At 66.3% G+C, this 17192-nt stretch carries 17 protein-coding genes; 16 read left to right on the top strand and 1 reads right to left on the bottom strand.

The genetic code is table 11. The features are described 5' to 3' along the window. Nucleotides 1-531: 531 nt before the first annotated feature. From B1400_RS06900 to B1400_RS06840, 13 genes are all read left to right on the top strand, one after another. Nucleotides 532-1197, top strand: a complete 666-nt coding sequence (locus B1400_RS06900) for an Rv3235 family protein (RefSeq protein WP_095613676.1) — start codon at nucleotides 532-534, stop codon at nucleotides 1195-1197. 42 nt (nucleotides 1198-1239) lie between these two features. After that, complete coding sequence (locus tag B1400_RS06895) at nucleotides 1240-3330, top strand: AMP-dependent synthetase/ligase (protein ID WP_095613720.1); 2091 nt, start codon at nucleotides 1240-1242, stop codon at nucleotides 3328-3330. 80 nt (nucleotides 3331-3410) lie between these two features. Beyond that, nucleotides 3411-3896 carry a peptide deformylase gene (locus B1400_RS06890; protein WP_095613675.1) on the top strand — a complete coding sequence of 162 codons (486 nt, stop codon included), beginning with the start codon at nucleotides 3411-3413 and terminating at the stop codon, nucleotides 3894-3896. A 260-nt stretch (nucleotides 3897-4156) separates the two neighbouring features. Next, entirely contained in the window at nucleotides 4157-5059 is a 903-nt protein-coding gene (gene rpsB / locus B1400_RS06885; RefSeq protein ID WP_095613674.1) for a 30S ribosomal protein S2, read from the top strand. Between the two features lie 84 nt (nucleotides 5060-5143). After that, nucleotides 5144-6004 (top strand): translation elongation factor Ts, encoded by an 861-nt coding sequence (tsf, locus tag B1400_RS06880; protein ID WP_095613673.1) that lies wholly within the window; start codon nucleotides 5144-5146, stop codon nucleotides 6002-6004. 203 nt (nucleotides 6005-6207) lie between these two features. Continuing rightward, on the top strand, nucleotides 6208-6954 hold the full coding sequence (pyrH, locus tag B1400_RS06875) for a UMP kinase (RefSeq protein WP_095613672.1): 747 nt from the start codon (nucleotides 6208-6210) through the stop codon (nucleotides 6952-6954). Between the two features lie 53 nt (nucleotides 6955-7007). Beyond that, on the top strand, nucleotides 7008-7562 hold the full coding sequence (gene frr, locus B1400_RS06870) for a ribosome recycling factor (protein ID WP_095613671.1): 555 nt from the start codon (nucleotides 7008-7010) through the stop codon (nucleotides 7560-7562). Between the two features lie 130 nt (nucleotides 7563-7692). Beyond that, complete coding sequence (locus tag B1400_RS06865; protein ID WP_095613670.1) at nucleotides 7693-8661, top strand: phosphatidate cytidylyltransferase; 969 nt, start codon at nucleotides 7693-7695, stop codon at nucleotides 8659-8661. 60 nt (nucleotides 8662-8721) lie between these two features. Then, complete coding sequence (gene rlmN, locus B1400_RS06860; RefSeq protein WP_095613669.1) at nucleotides 8722-9939, top strand: 23S rRNA (adenine(2503)-C(2))-methyltransferase RlmN; 1218 nt, start codon at nucleotides 8722-8724, stop codon at nucleotides 9937-9939. A gap of 193 nt (nucleotides 9940-10132) precedes the next feature. Next, complete coding sequence (locus B1400_RS06855) at nucleotides 10133-10711, top strand: TetR/AcrR family transcriptional regulator (RefSeq protein ID WP_095613668.1); 579 nt, start codon at nucleotides 10133-10135, stop codon at nucleotides 10709-10711. A 3-nt stretch (nucleotides 10712-10714) separates the two neighbouring features. Continuing rightward, nucleotides 10715-11440 (top strand): ABC transporter ATP-binding protein, encoded by a 726-nt coding sequence (locus B1400_RS06850; protein WP_095613667.1) that lies wholly within the window; start codon nucleotides 10715-10717, stop codon nucleotides 11438-11440. A 128-nt stretch (nucleotides 11441-11568) separates the two neighbouring features. Continuing rightward, the gene (locus B1400_RS06845; RefSeq protein ID WP_235607372.1) at nucleotides 11569-12189 is read left to right on the top strand and encodes an ABC transporter permease; all 621 of its coding nucleotides are present in this window, start codon (nucleotides 11569-11571) and stop codon (nucleotides 12187-12189) included. Nucleotides 12190-12428: 239 nt separating this feature from the next. Then, nucleotides 12429-12962: a DUF5067 domain-containing protein gene (locus B1400_RS06840; RefSeq protein WP_106408299.1), complete on the top strand. Its 534-nt coding sequence runs from the start codon at nucleotides 12429-12431 to the stop codon at nucleotides 12960-12962. A gap of 59 nt (nucleotides 12963-13021) precedes the next feature. Here the strand turns inward: B1400_RS06840 and B1400_RS06835 are convergent, their stop codons facing one another. Further along, the gene (locus B1400_RS06835) at nucleotides 13022-14047 is read right to left on the bottom strand and encodes a helix-turn-helix transcriptional regulator (RefSeq protein ID WP_095613665.1); all 1026 of its coding nucleotides are present in this window, start codon (nucleotides 14045-14047) and stop codon (nucleotides 13022-13024) included. 306 nt (nucleotides 14048-14353) lie between these two features. Here B1400_RS06835 and hisF point away from each other — a divergent pair, with 306 nt between their 5' ends. The 3 genes from hisF (at nucleotide 14354) to B1400_RS06820 (ending at nucleotide 17177) form a co-directional block, all read left to right on the top strand. Next, a complete protein-coding gene (gene hisF, locus B1400_RS06830; RefSeq protein ID WP_095613664.1) occupies nucleotides 14354-15124 on the top strand; it encodes an imidazole glycerol phosphate synthase subunit HisF in 771 nt (256 codons plus the stop codon). A gap of 83 nt (nucleotides 15125-15207) precedes the next feature. Continuing rightward, entirely contained in the window at nucleotides 15208-15624 is a 417-nt protein-coding gene (hisI, locus tag B1400_RS06825) for a phosphoribosyl-AMP cyclohydrolase (protein WP_095613663.1), read from the top strand. Continuing rightward, entirely contained in the window at nucleotides 15621-17177 is a 1557-nt protein-coding gene (locus B1400_RS06820; RefSeq protein ID WP_095613662.1) for a chorismate-binding protein, read from the top strand. The genes hisI and B1400_RS06820 overlap by 4 nt, the downstream gene beginning before the upstream one ends. Nucleotides 17178-17192: the final 15 nt, after the last annotated feature.

Here is a 17192-nt window from a genome sequence, read left to right as displayed (position 1 = left end):
CCTCTTGGTTGCCGTCGGACGGCGTTTGTAAAGCGATGGAAGATGCAGATGTCTTACAGGCCGGAGATTATGCGTTTGGCGTAACACAGGCGACTTGTACTGGCTGGAATTCCGGAAGTTGTTCACTATGTGGATTAGACAAATATAGTTAGATTGTCGCAATAGTGTATGCTTCTGCCCGCTTTGACGTGCAAACGTATTCAAAAATGTCGCTGGAAAACCGTGGAAGGACAACATGTTAAGGGCTTCATATGAGTGTTGTTTGGCGTTATCCACAATGAATCCGCGATTATGTGGATATTCGAGAAGTTTTCCACAAATGGACATTTGTGCTGCAACCGTTGGCATTTCGGCGCAGAATGCGCTAGATTCGTGTTCGACGAGACGACCTGCCGTCCTTTGGCCCGCCCCGGGAAGGCGGTCTCACGTCAGCGCATCAACGAAACAGGAATATGGTTCCGTGCGCACACGGCTGCGGCCATGGGTGCGCGGGGGATTCCCGCGGGCGGGAGAAGTGGAAGGGGTCATTTGATGAAGGCCAACGACGATTACCGGAATGACGAGTTCGACGACGCCGATGACGAGGAGATCCTCGACCTGGGGCTGGCGGCGTTCTACGAGGAGATGGACGAGCGCAGCTGCAGGGAGTTCGACGAGGCGGTTGAACGCGACCGCCGCCGTGCCGAGCGCGCACACATCGAGGATCTGCGGGCCGTCGGCCGCATGCAGCGCGATGCGAGGCGCCGGCCGCTGCCGTCCTACGACGGCGACATCCCGCTGGCGGTGCGCGACGAGTTCCTGCACTACCATGTGCAGCTGTGCTTCGAGCACGAGTACACGGATGCATACATCCGCAATCTGGTGATGCAGGCCTGCCGCACCGTCTGCGCCGCGGTCGAGGTCATGCGTGCGCGCCAGACCGGCAATTCGCTCGCGAAGTACGTCAAGCCCGAATGCATCGAGCGCATCGAGATGATGCGCTCGGTCCTCGCGGGCAATCCCAACCTGCTGCCCGAGCCCGTGCTCAAGATGCGCTACGCGCCGGTCATGCCGCGCCTCGTGCATGCGATGATGCTCAATGAGGGGACGCTCGAGATCTCGATCCACATCTCACTCGGCGCGACGCCCCATTGCGGCAACATGCGACTTGTGCGTCAGGGCGCGCGCTGGGTGTGCGACATGATGGACCTCGGCTGAACGCGGACGTCCGGTGCGACGCCCTGCGTTATAGTGGGAGGCATGCTCAGGGAATATGGACTCGACAACATCTATGTGACCACGCAGAAGGACACCGTGTACGCGCTGCTGGCCGACCGTGCGATCGCCGAACCGGACGACCTCATCGCCCAATGGAAGGACGAGAGGACTCGCCAATGGAACGACGTGATGGCGGGGGAGATGCTCGCCCAGGTGCGCAGCGTCGCCAAGGGCCTGATGGCCCTTGGCGCGAAGCAGGGCACAATGGTCGTGCTGTACTCGGACACCTGCTATGAGTGGGGCGTCCTCGACTTCGCGTGCGCTGCGATCGGCGCGGTGTCGGTGCCGATCTACGAGACCGATTCACCCAAGCAGGCGACGTCGATCATCGAGGAGGTGGAGCCGCTCATCGCCTTCGGAGGCGACGAGGAGCACACGCACACGCTCGACTACGTCGCCGCCGACCACCCGGGCCTCAAGCACGTCCTCAACCTGAAGAACGGCGCGTTGGACGCGCTCATCGACTACGGCGAGGCGCTCGACGACGACGCGCTCGACGAGGAGATCGGGCGCGTGCGCGCCGACGACCTGCTGACGATCGTCTTCACATCCGGGTCGACAGGCAAGCCGAAGGGCGCGATGCTGTCGCACCGCAACTTCACGCACATCGTCAAGAACGGCTATGAGATCCTCCCCGAGATGCTCTACGAGCCGAACCGCCTGCTGCTGTTCCTGCCGCTGGCGCACTGCTTCGCGCGCTACATCCAGTACACGGCCATCGGCGGCCACGGCGTCGTCGGATACGTGCCCGGCGCGAAACACCTGCTCGCCGACCTGCGTGGCTTCAAGCCGACGTATCTGCTCGGCGTGCCGCGCGTCTTCGAGAAGGTGTACAACGCCGCGTCGCAGAAGGCCGGCGCCGGCATGCGGGGACGCATCTTCGCAAACGCCTTCAGGCATTTCGTCGCATGGTCGAAGATGGAGGTCGAGCACAAGAGGCCGTCGGCCATCATGCGCATGAAGCACTCCTTCTATATGAGCACCGTCGCCTCCTCGTTCCGTTCGGCGCTCGGTCCCAACCTGCGGTACCTCGCTTGCGGCGGCGCGCCGATCAACACCGACCTCGTGCATTTCTTCAACGGCATGGACGACATCACGTTCATCCAGGGCTACGGCATGACGGAGACGGCCGCCCCGATGGTCGTCAACTGGCAGAAGGCGAACCGTCCCGGTTCGGTGGGCCGGCCGGGACCCGGCATGGCGATCCGCACCGCCGAGGACGGCGAGATCGAGGTCAAGGGCCCCAACGTGTTCCTCGGTTACTACCGCAACCCCGGCATGACCGACGAGGTCCTCGAGCCGAGCGGGTGGCTCCACACCGGCGACCTCGGCACGATCGACGACGAGGGATTCCTGTACATCACCGGCCGTAAGAAGGACATCATCATCACGGCCGGCGGCAAGAACGTCTCCCCGGCGCCGATGGAGGGTACGATCTGCGAATGCCCGATCGTGGCGCACGCCGTCGTCGTCGGCGACAACAGGCCGTTCGTCGGCGCCCTCGTGACGCTCGACCCGGAGATGACGCCATCGTGGCTGGCGCAACAGGGGCTCGACCCGGACATGCCGATGGAGGACGTCGCGAACAGCGACGCCGTCCATTCCTTCATCCAGCAGTACGTGGACCGGGCGAACGCCGACGTCTCCCGCGCCGAATCGGTGCGCAAGTTCATCGTGCTGCCGCAGGACTTCAGCCTCGAGGAGGGTACGATGACCGCGAGCATGAAGGTCGTGCGCCCCAAGGTACTCGCACGGTACGCCGAGGTGATCGACGGGGAGCTGTATGCGCCGGTGGCCGTCGTGCGCACGCCGAACGTCGGCATGCAGATCCTGGAGAGCACGACCGAGACGGTCAAGAAGGCCGGTGAAAGCGTGCGCGCCGCCTCGGAGAACGTGTCGCCGCGCGTGCGTCAGGCGATTGGCAGCGTCCATGAGCGCCTCGGCGAATGGCGCGACGAGCGCATCGACGTCTCGCACGGTCGGGACGCCGATGCGTCTGCCTCCGATGCCGGCGGCGATCCCGGCGCCCGGACCGACCCGGACGCGAAGGACGGCGCGGCCCCGGCGCGATGACCGCTTCGCGCGCTGTGCCGAAGGCCGCCGGGCGCCGAGAAGAACCAGGAACCAACGAAGCAACGAAGAGGAGCATAACAGTGGCAATCCGCGAAATACGAGTCGTACCCGACCCGGTCCTGCGCACGCCGTGCGAGCCGATCACCGAGATCACGCCGGCCGTGCGCCGCCTCGTCGAGGATCTGCTCGACACCGTCGACGACCCCGGCCGTGCGGGGCTGTCCGCCAATCAGATCGGCGTGGGCCTGCGCGCCTTCTCCTACAACATCGACGGCACCGTCGGCTACGTGCTCAACCCGGTGCTTGAGGAGACGCGCGGCGAGCAATACGGCGACGAAGGCTGCCTGTCGCTGCCCGGCCTGTGGTACAAGACGCGTCGCGCCGACTACGCGCGTGTGCGCGGCATCGATCTCGACGGCAACGAGGTGGTCCTCGAGGGCGACGGCATCATGGGGCGCATGCTCCAGCACGAGACCGACCACCTAGACGGCCACGTCTACATCGACCGGCTCGAGAAGGACGAGCGTCGCGCCGCGATGCGTCGTATGCGCAGCCTGAACTCCTGACCGGCGCCGAACGCCACGGATGCGCCCCTCGCGGAACCATTGATTCTGGGAGGGGCGCATGGTATATTCATCAACGGTGTGCCAACCGGCGCCCCGTGCAGTCGCGCGCATGGGCCGCCGCCAGACATCCCCTATGCGGCGCACCGCTGATAACGCGCCATGCGAGCGACGGCTTGTGTCGGTCGGTCGGACCCCTCGGGGCGAGATTGCACGCAATGCCGCATGGCCAGGCAATAACCGACAAGAAAGGTAGCGATACCATGGCTCAGATCACGATGAGCGAGATGCTCAAGGCCGGTCTCCAGTTCGGACACCAGACCCGTCGTTGGAACCCGAAGATGAAGCAGTACATCCTCACGGAGCGCAACGGCATCTACATCATCAACCTGTTCAAGACGCTCGACCTGATCGACGTCGCCTACGACTTCATCAAGACGACCGTCGCGCACAACGGCACGGTGCTGTTCGTCGGTACGAAGAAGCAGGCCCAGGAGGCCATCAAGACCCAGGCCACCCGTGTGAACATGCCGTACGTCTCCGAGCGTTGGCTCGGCGGCATGCTGACCAACTTCCAGACCGTCTCCAAGCGCGTCACCCGCCTCAAGGAGCTGGAGGAGATGGACTTCTCCGACGTGCACGGCTCCGGCCTGACGAAGAAGGAGCTCCTGCTCCTCGAGCGCGAGAAGGACAAGCTGGAGAAGCAGCTCGGCGGCATCCGCAACATGAACCGCACGCCTTCCGCGATGTTCGTCGTCGACGTCAACAAGGAGGCCCTCGCGGTCGAGGAAGCCCACAAGCTCGGCATCCCGGTCGTCGCGATCGTCGACACCAACGCCGATCCGGAGACCGTCGAGTACCCGATCCCGGCGAACGACGACGCGATCCGCGGCATCGAACTGCTGACGACGCTCTTCGCCGACGCCGTCGCCGAAGGCCTGCTCGAGCGTTCCGGCAAGAGCGCGCAGACCGAAGGCGCCTCCTCCGAGCAGCCGATGGCCGCGTGGGAGAAGGAACTGCTCGAGAACGCCGACCGTGAGAACGCCGTCGTCACCGAAAGCGCCGTGCTCAAGGACGACGAGGCCGAAGGTGCCTCCTCCGAAGCCGCCCGTTCGGACGCCCACTTCGAGGCGTCGCAGGCCGAGCAGGACACCGAGTCCAAGTGATCCCAAGCGGATGACGGCGTCTGCGCCGTCCTCCGCTTGCCTCCGTACACTTTTCTTTTTTCCGATTCAACCAAGGAGACATCAATGGCAGCAATCACCGCAGCATTGATCAAGCAGGTCCGCGAGGAGACCGGCGCCGGCATGATGGACGTCAAGAAGGCGCTCACCGAGGCCGACGGCGACGTCGCGCGCGCGAAGGAGATCATCCGCGCCAAGGGCATCCAGGCGGCCGGCAAGCGTGAGGGCCGCAAGGCCCAGGAAGGCACGATCGCGTCGACCGTCGTCGATTCCGCCGACGGACAGACCGGCTACGCCGTCGAGCTCAACTCGGAGACCGACTTCGTCGCGAAGACCCCGAAGTTCGTCGACTTCTCCAACACCGTCCTCGCCGACGCCGTCAAGGCCGACGCGAACAGCATCGACGACGTCCTCAGCGCGCCTTCCGCCGACGGCGACGTGAAGACCGACATCGAAGAGGCCGCGGCGCTGTTCGGCGAGCACGTCAAGGTCGGCCAGTTCGCGAAGATCACCGGCCCGCGCGTCGAGATCTACGCCCACAAGAAGTCCGCTGAGATGCCGCCGAGCATCGTCGCGATGATCGCGACCGACGAGGCCGGCGCAGCCGTGGCCCATGAGGCCGCGCTGCAGATCTCGGCGATGGGCGCCCGCTGGCTCACCCGCGAGGACGTCCCGGAGGACGTCGTCGAGAGCGAACGCCGCGTCGCCACCGAGAAGTCGCTCGCCGAAGGCAAGCCGGAGCAGATCGTCCCGAAGATCGTCGAAGGCCGTCTCAACGCGTTCTTCAAGGAGAACGTGCTGCTTGAGCAGTCCTATGTCAAGGATCCGTCGAAGACGATCGGCGATCTCTTCAAGGAGGTCGGCGGCCAGGCCCTCGCCTTCGCCCGCCTCGAGGTCGGCAAGGGCCCTGAGGCCGACGTCGACTGACATGATCCGGATATCCGGTGCGGTCATGTGCATCGCGCCGGAGCCTGATATCGGTGACGCGCCGATGGAACGGATGGGGCTGCACGCCATCATGGCGTGCAGCCCCATCCGGCGTTCATGGCCTCTTGTCGCCATGCGGTGTCAAACGCCACCGATACTCTGAAAGACGGTATTTTGCGATCCATCGACGAGGAAGGCATGATATGGCAGAGGAAACGACGCAATCCGAACCGCGCAGGGTGTTGCTCAAGCTCTCGGGGGAGGCCTTCGGCGGCGGCAGCGTCGGCATCGACACCGGCGTCGTGCGCCGCATCGCCTCCGAGATCGTGCCGGCCGTCGAGGCCGGCGTGCAGGTGGCCATCGTCACCGGCGGCGGCAACTTCTTCCGCGGCGCCGAACTCCAGCAGGCCGGCATCGATCGTTCGCGAGGCGACTACATGGGCATGCTCGGCACGGTCATGAACTGTCTCGCACTGCAGGACTTCCTCGAGCAGGAGGGGCAGGCGACGCGCGTGCAGACGGCGATCACGATGGGGCAGGTCGCCGAGCCGTACATCCCGCTCAAGGCGATCCGCCACCTCGAAAAGGGCCGCGTCGTCATCTTCGGCGCCGGCGCCGGCATGCCGTATTTCTCGACCGACACCGTCTCGATCCAGCGTTCGCTCGAGATCCATTGCGACGAGGTGCTCATGGGCAAGAACGGCGTCGACGGCGTCTATACTTCCGACCCGCGCAAGGATCCGGAGGCGAAGCGCTTCGCGCGGCTGAGCTACAAGCGCGCGCTCGTCGACAACCTCGCGGTCATGGACGCCTCGGCGATGGCGATGGCGCGCGACAACGACCAGCACATCCGCGTGTTCGGACTCGAGGCGCCCGGCGACGTCACCCGCGCGTTGCTCGGCGAATCGATTGGTACGCTGGTGTCCAACGGGGAGTCGCAGCTGGCGTGAGCGCCACGTGACGCCCACGACGCCGACAACAGGTTTCATCAAAGGAGAACAACATGGCAAATCTCGTGGATCAGGCCAAGGCCCAGATGGCGAAATCCGTCGAATCGACGAAGGAGAACTTCTCAGGCATCCGCACCGGCCGCGCCAATCCGGCGCTCCTCAACGGCATCGTCGTCGAGTACTACGGCGCTCCGACGCCGCTCAAGTCGGTCGCCACGATCGGCGTGCCGGAGCCGCGTACGCTGTCGGTGACGCCCTTCGACCCGTCGCAGGCGAACGCCGTCGAGAAGGCGCTGCGCGACTCCGACCTCGGCGCCAGCCCGCGTCGCAACGGCGCGCAGATCCTGCTGACGATGCCGGAGCTCACCGAGGACCGCCGCAAGGAATACGTCAAGCTCGCCAAGACGAAGGCCGAGGACGGCAAGGTCGCGGTACGCAACATCCGCCGCAAGACGAAGGAAGCGATCGACAAGGCCGTCAAGGACGGCGAGATGGGCGAGGACGAGGGCGACCGCCTGCTCAAGGATCTCGACAAGGTCACCAAGCAGGTCACCGATGAGCTCGACGCCCTGCTCGAAGGCAAGCAGAAGGAGATCATGGAGGTCTGATCCTCCCCGAGATGATGCGCCTGCGCGCGACCGCCACGACTCCAAGCGACGTGCGCGCGCAGGCGCATCCTTGTTATGCGCCGCGCGGATGGCCGGCGCATGTCGTCGCGCATGTTCCCGAAGGAGGGCCATGATGCCGCATACGCAGCAATCCCGTGAGGCCGAGGAGAGGCTTCAGCAGATCAACCGGAGGACCGGCAGGAACATGCCGCAGGCCGTCGCCACGGCCGTCGTCCTCATCGTGATCATCCTCGCATGCCTGTTCATCAGCCCGACGCTGTTCGCGATGCTCGTCGTCGTCTTCATGATTCCGGCGCTGTGGGAGCTGCGCGTGGACCTCGCGACACGCGGCCTGCGCATTCCGGTGCTCACGCTCTGGATCTGTTCGACGGCGACGCTGCTCGCCGTCTACTTCTGCGAGCGGCACGTCGTGGCGATGGCCGTCGGCGTCCTGGCGTCGCTGCTTGTCGTCGCCGTCACCGCGAGTCTGCAGATCACGCTCAACGGGCGTACGTCGCAGGCCGTCGCGGACAAGGCGACGACCGCGCCGGACGTGCAGGCGCGGCTTCGCGACGACGAACCGCACGGGCGCCTGACGCAGGTGGCCGTCGCGATGTTCACCGTGCTCTACATCCCGCTGCTCGCCTCATGCATCATCATGCCGATCACCTTCAACGGCCATCCGGTCGCGCATGCGATCCTCATCGTGTTCATGCCGGCGCTGAGCGACACCGGCGGCCTGTTCGCCGGCGCATGGCTCGGCCGGCACAAGCTGTGCCCGACGATCTCGCCGAAGAAATCGGTCGAGGGCCTGCTCGGGTCGATCCTCTTCGCGATGGCGGGATGCTTCGCCGTCTTCGCGTGCACCTACGAGGCCTCGCTGTGGGCGTCGCGTTGGCGGGTCCCGATCGTCGCCGGCGTCATGATCGGCGTCGTCGGCACCTTCGGCGACCTGTGCGCGTCGCTGATCAAACGCGATCTGGGCATCAAGGACATGGGCCATCTGCTCAAGGGGCATGGAGGCATCCTCGACCGCGTCGACTCCATCCTGCTGTGCGCGCCCTTCATCTGCGTGCTGCTGTGGATGACCGGACTGTGACGCCGCGTGCATCCCGAACCGTCCGAACCATCAAGACACCCGACGAAAGCCGACTCCATCATGACCTCCAACGACACCTTCCGTCCCACAGGGCAGCCGCATGACGACACGGACAGCGGCATCACGCCCGGCGGCACCTCCGGCGCGTTCCGCGACGTGCTCGCGAAGGACCACGCCCGGCGCGGCAAGCCGCCGCTGCATTTCGCCGACATGACCGCCGACGAACGCGAGGCGCGCGCGAAGGAGCTCGGCATGCCGCGGTTCCGCGTCAAGCAGCTCGCCACCCACTATTACGGTCATTTCGACGCCGACGCCGCCGATTTCACCGATTTCCCGGCGTCGGCGCGCGAGAAGGCCCAGAAGGCCTTCTTTCCGACATTGATCACCGAGGTGACCCGGCAGGTCGCCGACGACGGACAGACGATCAAGACGCTGTGGAACCTGTTCGACGACGCGAAGATCGAATCGGTGCTCATGCGCTATCCGAACCGTACGACGCTGTGCATCTCGTCGCAGGTCGGATGCGGCATGGGCTGCCCGTTCTGCGCCACCGGCCAGCTGGGGCTGACGCGCAACATGTCCACCGGCGAGATCCTTGAGCAGGTGCGCATCGCCGCCGGCATGATGGCGCGCGGCGATGTCGCGGGAGGCCCCGGGCGTTTGAGCAACGTCGTCTTCATGGGCATGGGCGAGCCGATGGGCAACTACCGGGCCATCATCTCGGCGGTACGTCAGATCGGCGCGATGCCGCCCACAGGCTTCGGCATCTCGACGCGCAACATCACCGTCTCGACCGTCGGCGTCGTCCCCGGCATCCGCCGGCTCGCGCAGGAAGGACTGCCGGTGCGCCTCGCCGTGTCGCTGCATGCGCCGAACGACGAGCTGCGCGATGAGCTCGTGCCGATGAACCGGCGTTTCAACGTCGGACAGGTCCTCGACGCCGCGCACGACTACTATCTGGCGAGCAAGCGGCGCGTGAGCATCGAATACGCGCTGATGCGCGGCATCAACGACCAGGAGGTGCATGCACGCCAGCTCGCGAACAGGCTCAACCATTACGGCGACAACTGGGCGCATGTCAACCCGATCCCGCTCAACCCGATCGAGGGGTCGAAATGGACGGCGTCCAAGCCCGAGGACGAGGCGAGATTCATCGAGATCCTGCAGAACGCCGGCATCACGGCGACGCTGCGTGACACGCGCGGGCAGGATATCGACGGCGCCTGCGGACAGCTCGCCGCGAAGACGATCGACACGACGACGCCGCAGCGCTCCTGATTCGCACGAGCCCACCGGCCCGGTACGCGCGGGACGATTCCGTCCCGCGCGTACCGGGCCGGTCGTCATAGGCACTGGCCGAGAAACGCCGCGAGGTTGTGCTCATCGCACCGACGCGATAAGGCAACACATGATACGCAACAACTGTTGCGCAACATGTCCAATGGATGGCCGCAAGAAGAGAGGTCCCCGGATGCCGCGGACGCCCAGATATTCATCGGGGCAGATCGTCGACGCCGCCTTCGCGATCGTGCGCGAGGACGGCGAGGAGGCCCTCAGCGCGCGGTCGCTCGCCGCGCGCCTCGGTTGTTCGGTCAAACCGATCTTCGGACAGTTCGCCGGCATGGAGGAGGTGCGCCACGCCGTGTGGCGACGGGCGCGCGAAGCGTACAACGACTTCACCGCCGATGCGATGCGGCGCCGCTCGGACAAGCCATATCTGTCGAGCGGCCTCGCCTACGTCGATTTCGCGAGGGCGGAGCCGCAACTGTTCGCGATGCTGTTCATGCGGCCGCGCACCGATGAGGAGATGGCGCAGGCCGAACGTGACGTGGCTCCGATCGTCGGGCTCGTCGCGGAGCAGCTCGGCGTCGGCTACGAGCGGGCTTTCGACTTCCATATGCAGTTGTGGGTGTACGTGCACGGTCTGGCGACGATGATCACGTCGCGCTATCTGGTATGGGACGCCGAGTCCGTCGAGCGGTCCACGTCGCAGGTCTATCTGGCGCTCAAGGCCGCGCTCGACGCCGAGCGCACACGGAAAGGGGAGTAGGGCATGGATGCGATACGCACCGTCGACCTGACGAAACGATACGGCGATCTCGTCGCCGTCGACAAGGAGAACCTCGTCGTCGAGGAGGGCACGGTCTTCGCGCTGCTCGGCGTCAACGGCGCCGGCAAGACGACGACGATCTCGATTCTCACCGGATTGACGCGACCGACGTCCGGCGACGCGTACCTGCTCGGCAAGTCGATCCTCGCCGACGGCGCGTGGATCCGCGAACGGATCAACGTCGCCCCGCAGCAGACGGCCGTCGCGGAGAACCTCACCGTGCGCGAGAACCTCGAGCTCATCGCCGGCATCCACGGGCAACCCCGCCGGAAGGCGGCCGCGAGCGCGGAGCGCGTCCTCGGGGAATTCGGGCTCGCGGGCGTTGCCCGCCAGCGCGCGAAGACGCTTTCGGGCGGCATGCAGCGTCGTCTGAGCATCGCGATGGCGTTGATCACCGATCCGCGGATCCTGTTCCTCGACGAGCCGACGGTCGGTCTCGACGTGTTCGCGCGCCGGGAGCTGCGGGACGTCATCCTGTCGCTTAAGGGGAAGGCCACGATGCTGTTGACGACGCATTATCTCGAGGAGGTCGAGCATCTGGCGGACGCCGTCGCCGTCATGGTGTCCGGCAACGTGGTCGCCAGCGGCACCGTGGCCGATCTGGAACGTCGGTCGGGAACGGACACGTTGGAGGACGCGTTCGTGAAGCTTGTTGGAGGTGCACGATGAACGCGCGCAGGATCTGGATCTTCTCGGTGCGCACGATGAAGGAGATACTGCGCGATCCGGTGAACCTGTTCTTCGGGGCGGCCTTCCGGGTGCTGCTGCTGTAGGCGCTGTCCGTCATCTACCGGCAGGTGGGCGCCGGTCCGGGGGCGCATGCCGCGTCGATCACCGGCCTGACGGCGGCGGTCGCCACCTATGCTCCGGTGTTCCTGTCGCTGTTCGCCGGCATGCTGCTCGCGAGGGACAGGACGTCGAGCTTCCTGTCGCGCCTGTTCGTCTCGCCGATGACGGCGGCCGATTTCATTCTCGGCTACACGGCGCCGATGCTGGCGGTCTCGCTCGTGCAGTCGCTGATCACGTTCGTGTGCGCGGGGCTTTTCGGGTATCGTCCCTCCGTGCGGCTGCTGTTCGGCGTCGTCGTCATCCTGCCGATGGCGCTGATGTGCACGGCGATCGGATTGCTGTGCGGCTGCCTGATGAGCGACCGTGCCGTCGGCGGCGTCTGCGGCGCGATGCTGACGACCGTGTCCTTCATCCTGTCGGTCGTCACCGTGCCGGTCGCGGTCATGGGGCCGGCGTTCCGCCATGTCGCGCAGGCGCTGCCGTTCTACAACGCGACACAGGCGACGATCGCGGCCGTCGGCGGCGGAGCCGGGCTGGTCTGGCCGCATCTGCGGATCGTCTGCCCGTACGCGCTCGAGTGCACGGTCGCGGCCGTCGGCGTCTTCGCGTGGCGACGGCGCGAGCGGTGAAGGCGCGATGCCGCGGCGGCCGAGGTGCGGGGATGTGAAGATTCATTGAAGGCGTCTTACAGTGAGACCGCCGTCGGCGCCGACGCGGGCCGTGCCGTTACAATGCCCGTGGATCACATCGGGGAGGCGGCTCGGCCCGCATGCCCCGCGGCATGACGAGAAACGGGCATCGTATGGGTGGAGCGCACGCGAGAAGGACGCCGCCGCAGCCGCGACGGCGGAACGCGGCCGGGGTCAGCATGACGGCACTTGCCGCCGGCGCGACGTTCGTGCTCGCGCTGGGGTTCCTCGGCGGATGGCAGGCGAAGGCGCTGAGCGCCACGGCGCACAGTCCGTCGGTGTCCGCGACGGCGGCCGCCGTCCGTGATGCCGAGGCCGGCGAGGGTATGGATGCGCCGTCGCCCGAAGCGAAGGCCCCGACGAAGCGGCCGACGATCGAATCGGTCACGGCCGTGCGCGCGGTGGACGACGCGCAAGGACGCCGGACGGTGCTGCTCACCGTCGAATGGGAGAACACGACGGCGTACACGACCGGACTGGTGCCCACCTTCACCGTCTCGCAGCGCGGCATCGTGCTCGATCAGGCCGCCTACGGCGACGAACGTCCGGCCGGGTTCGAGGAGGCGTCGCGCTTCCGCAAGGTGCTTCCCGGCACGAAGACGTCGATCCAGCTCGGCTATGCGCTCATCGACGAGGCGGCGCCGGTGCTGCTGCAGGTGACCGACGGCACGCCGAACACCTTCGGCAGCGAGATCGCGCTCGAGGTGCGCTGACATGCGGCGGGGCGCCCTCCGGACATGCGCAGGACGCCCCGCGAAGACCGTCCGTCCGCTCAGCGCCGGTCGTTGCGGTCGGCGATCGCATTCGTGATGATCGACGAGATGCCGCATAGCAGGCCGCCGATGACCCAGGCCATCCAGAACATGCCGTTGGGGCCTCCGTTGAAGAAGAACAGCATCGACAGCCCGGCGATCGTCGCTAGGATCATGATCGTGCCGCAGATCGCGCCGTTGACGCCCTCGGCCGTGTCCATGCGCCGGCTGCGTTCCTCGTGGACCGCCTCCTTGTTGTATTCCTCGACGTTGACGCGCGCGTAGTTCATGCCGCCGTAGGTGCATGCGGTCGCGCCGCCGGCGACGATCATCATGAACAGCGCGACAGGCCATCCCTCGTCCATGTGCATGACGCTGTCGGCGACCATGATGAAGCCGACCGCGATGAGGATCAGGCCGATGCCGAAGATGAGGCTGACCGTGAGCGTGCGCGTCGCCTGCTGACGGTCCTCGCGCGTGTAGAAGTCCTCGACGAAGGGGTGGCGCCGCATGAACTCGGCGTGGCCGAGGCCCGCGGGGATGAAGCAGGCGAGGCCGACGAGCACGCCGATCGAGATGCACAGGAAGACGAGGAAGTCGCCAATCGACGGCGCCACCGGTATCGCATGCTCGCCGGTGAACAGCAGCCCGACGCCGACGCCGAAGACCACGGCGAACACGCCCGCCGAGATCCTCATGTTGAAGGAGCGCATATGCTCGTCATAGCCGGTGATGTCCTGCGGCAGCGCCGAAGCCTCGGGCAGCGGTCCGATCCCGGTCCCGGACGCGGCTTTTGGGCGGGGCGTCCCGTCGCCGTCCGTACCGTCCTGCGTCGCCTCGGATGCGCGCACGTCGCCGATGACCAGATCGTCGAGCGTCACGCCGAACAGGTCGCAGATCATCAGCAGCTTGTCCATCTCCGGATACGCCTTGTCCCCCTCCCATTTGCTGATCGCCTGTCTGGAGACGCCGAGCAGCATCGCGAGCTGCTCCTGCGTCATGTTGCGCTCGGCGCGCAGATACTGCAGATTGTCACTGAAGCCCATCGTCTTCCCTCCTGTCGGATCCGGGCCCGGTGTGCGGGCCTTTCGCCATCCACTATGCCCGACGGGTGCGCGCGCCGTCCATCAGCTTGCGGTTGCATCGGCCGCGCGCAACCGGACCGGCGCATGCAACCTCCGGTTGCATCGGCGCGGTTCCAACGTTTCGCGCATCCGACGACCGTGGGACGGATGGCCCGCATCGTCCACGATGTGGGCGTCGCGGACGCGCCGGACGGCGATGTAACAGGGAATCGCTAGGCTGGAACCATCCGTTTTCCGTCCACACACCATGATTGGAGAGGTGCAGCCATGTCCTTGGCGGTCCGTGTCATCCCATGCCTCGACGTCGACGCCGGGCGCGTCGTCAAGGGCGTCCATTTCGAGAACCTGCGCGACGCGGGGGACCCGGTCGAGCTCGCCGCGGAATACTATCGTCAGGGCGCCGACGAATTGACCTTCCTCGACGTGACCGCGTCGAGCTCGCATCGCCAGACGATGGTCGACGTCGTCACGCGCACGGCCGAGCAGATCTTCATCCCGCTGACCGTCGGCGGCGGCGTGCGCACGCCCGAGGACGTCGATTCGCTGCTGCGCTGCGGTGCCGACAAGGTGAGCGTGAACACGGCCGCGATCAACGACCCGACGTTGATCAGCCGCGTCGCCGAACGTTTCGGCAACCAGGTGCTCGTATTGTCCGTCGATGCGCGGCGCGAGCGCGGCGAGCGGCATACGCGCTCGGGTTTCGAGGTCACGACGATGGGCGGCCGCAAATCGACCGGCATCGATGCACTGTGGTGGGCGAAGCGCGCCGAGGAGCTCGGGGCCGGCGAGATCCTGCTCAATTCGATGGACGCCGACGGCACGCAGCAGGGCTTCGACCTAGAGATGATCCGCGCGATGCGCGAGGTCGTCTCGATTCCGATCATCGCCTCGGGCGGCGCCGGCAAGGCCGATGACTTCCCGCCGGCGATCGCCGCCGGCGCCGACGCCGTGCTCGCCGCTTCGATCTTCCACTACGGCAAGGTCACGATCGGCGAGGTCAAGGACGCGCTGCGCGCCGCCGGCTACACGGTGCGCTGAGCCGGTGCCGCGGGGCGCGCCGGGCTGCGGGTATGATGATGTGGTTCGTTGTTGCGAACGATGATCGATGACATGGGAGCATGATGGGCAGCGAAGCTGAGAAGACCTACGACAATTCCACGACGCTGGATCCGCGCATCAAAGCGCGGCTCAAGTACGACGACAAGGGGCTCGTGTGCGCCGTCGTCCAGCAGTACGACACCCATGAGGTGCTCATGGTCGGCTACATGGACGATGAGGCGTTGCGCCGCACGCTGACGGGCGGCCGCGTGACGTTCTGGTCCAGATCCAGACAGGAGTACTGGCGCAAAGGCGACACCTCCGGTCATGTGCAGTACGTGAAGTCGGTGCGTCTCGACTGCGACGGCGACGCCCTGCTCGTCGAGGTCGACCAGGTCGGCGCCGCGTGTCACACCGGCATGCGCAGCTGCTTCGACGAGGGTGGTCCGCTGCCGGCCGCCGTCGGCGTGCGCCCCGGGGGACGGGAGGAACTGGCATGAGCGGCAACAGCGTGCGCGACCTGGGCTGGGGGGAGACCTGGCCGACCCGTGAACGATTCCATGCGTTGGCTGCCGAAGGCTACCGCATCATCCCGATCGTGCGCAGGATCCTCGCGGATTCGCTGACGCCGGTCGGCCTGTACGAGAGGCTCGCCGGACACCGTTCCGGCACCTTCATCCTCGAATCGGCCGAGACGAGCGGCACGTGGAGCCGCTACAGCTTCATCGGCGTCGACTCGATGGCGCAGCTGCGCTCGAACGGCGGGCGTGCGGACTGGCTCGGCACGGTGCCGGCGGGGGTGCCGCGCGAAGGCGACGTCATCGACGTGGCGCGCGCGACGCTCGACGTGCTGCGTTCGCCCAGGATCGAGGGGCTGCCGAACCTGACGAGCGGCCTCGTCGGCAACATCGGATGGGATGCGATCCGCCATTGGGAGCCGACGCTGCCGGCGAACGCGCCCGACGAGACCGGCCAGAGCGAGCTGACGCTCGCGTTGGCCACCGACATCGCCGTCGTCGACCACAAGACCGGTTCGGTGTGGCTCATCGCGAACGCCGTGAACGTCGATGACCGGCCCACGCGTGCCGACGCCGCCTACGATGAGGCGGTCGCCCGTGTGGGGAGCATGGAGCTGCGGGCGGCCACGCCGGCGCAGGACGAGTTCCGCGTCAATGTGCTCGACCCCTCGATCGCGCAGCCCGAACTGCGCTTCCGCACGAAGAAGGAGGACTTCCTCGCGATGGTGGAGCGTTCGCGGCGCCACATCATCGACGGCGACGTGTTCCAGGTCGTCGGCTCCCAACGTCTCGACATCGATTCGCCGGCCGACCCCTTCGACGTCTACCGTGTGCTGCGCACGCTCAATCCGAGCCCCTACATGTACTTCATGACGCTCACCGACGCGCAGGGCCGCGACTTCAACGTCATCGGCTCGTCGCCGGAGACGCTCATCAAGGTCGACGACGGTCTGGCGATGAGCTTCCCGATCGCCGGCTCGCGCCCGCGCGGCGCGACGCCGGAGGAGGACGAGCGGCTGCATGACGAACTGCTCGCCGACCCCAAGGAACGCAGCGAGCACATCATGCTCGTCGATCTGGCGCGCAACGACCTGAGCCGCGTGTGCGAACCCGAATCCGTCGAGGTGGTCTCGCTGATGGACGTGCTGCGCTACAGCCACATCATGCACATCTGCTCGACGGTCACCGGACGGGTGCGCCCCGACATGACCGTCATGGACGTGTTCACGTCGGCGTTCCCCGCCGGCACGCTCTCCGGCGCGCCCAAGCCGAAGGCGATCGAGCTGATCGACCGGATGGAGCCTGCCGACCGTGGCATCTACGGGGGCACCGTCGGCTACTTCGACTTCTCCGGTAACATGGACATGGCGATCGCGATCCGCACGGCCTTCATCCGCGACCATCAGGCCTCGGTGCAGGCGGGGGCGGGCCTCGTGCTCGACTCGGTGCCCGAGAATGAGTGGCTGGAGACGCGCAACAAGGCCGGCGCGAGCGTCGAGGCGATCAAGATCGCCGCGCAGCTGCGCCGCGTGTGAGCCGTGCCGTTCTCG

The organism is Bifidobacterium italicum, assembly GCF_002286915.1.
Lineage (GTDB): Bacteria > Actinomycetota > Actinomycetes > Actinomycetales > Bifidobacteriaceae > Bifidobacterium > Bifidobacterium italicum.
Note: the sequence above shows the minus strand (reverse complement) of the source record. Positions and strands in the feature narration are given on the sequence as shown.

What these genes read in the sequence shown, in the direction of transcription:
- B1400_RS06855 (WP_095613668.1), top strand. Translation starts at nt 10,133, where the DNA reads ATGCCGCGGACGCCCAGATATTCATCGGGGCAGATCGTCGACGCCGCC.
- rlmN (WP_095613669.1), top strand. Translation starts at nt 8,722, where the DNA reads ATGACCTCCAACGACACCTTCCGTCCCACAGGGCAGCCGCATGACGAC.
- B1400_RS06850 (WP_095613667.1), top strand. Translation starts at nt 10,715, where the DNA reads ATGGATGCGATACGCACCGTCGACCTGACGAAACGATACGGCGATCTC.
- hisF (WP_095613664.1), top strand. Translation starts at nt 14,354, where the DNA reads ATGTCCTTGGCGGTCCGTGTCATCCCATGCCTCGACGTCGACGCCGGG.
- B1400_RS06820 (WP_095613662.1), top strand. Translation starts at nt 15,621, where the DNA reads ATGAGCGGCAACAGCGTGCGCGACCTGGGCTGGGGGGAGACCTGGCCG.
- B1400_RS06865 (WP_095613670.1), top strand. Translation starts at nt 7,693, where the DNA reads ATGATGCCGCATACGCAGCAATCCCGTGAGGCCGAGGAGAGGCTTCAG.
- B1400_RS06900 (WP_095613676.1), top strand. Translation starts at nt 532, where the DNA reads ATGAAGGCCAACGACGATTACCGGAATGACGAGTTCGACGACGCCGAT.
- B1400_RS06895 (WP_095613720.1), top strand. Translation starts at nt 1,240, where the DNA reads ATGCTCAGGGAATATGGACTCGACAACATCTATGTGACCACGCAGAAG.
- frr (WP_095613671.1), top strand. Translation starts at nt 7,008, where the DNA reads ATGGCAAATCTCGTGGATCAGGCCAAGGCCCAGATGGCGAAATCCGTC.
- B1400_RS06835 (WP_095613665.1), bottom strand. Translation starts at nt 14,047, where the DNA reads ATGGGCTTCAGTGACAATCTGCAGTATCTGCGCGCCGAGCGCAACATG.
- pyrH (WP_095613672.1), top strand. Translation starts at nt 6,208, where the DNA reads ATGGCAGAGGAAACGACGCAATCCGAACCGCGCAGGGTGTTGCTCAAG.
- B1400_RS06840 (WP_106408299.1), top strand. Translation starts at nt 12,429, where the DNA reads ATGACGGCACTTGCCGCCGGCGCGACGTTCGTGCTCGCGCTGGGGTTC.
- rpsB (WP_095613674.1), top strand. Translation starts at nt 4,157, where the DNA reads ATGGCTCAGATCACGATGAGCGAGATGCTCAAGGCCGGTCTCCAGTTC.
- hisI (WP_095613663.1), top strand. Translation starts at nt 15,208, where the DNA reads ATGGGCAGCGAAGCTGAGAAGACCTACGACAATTCCACGACGCTGGAT.
- tsf (WP_095613673.1), top strand. Translation starts at nt 5,144, where the DNA reads ATGGCAGCAATCACCGCAGCATTGATCAAGCAGGTCCGCGAGGAGACC.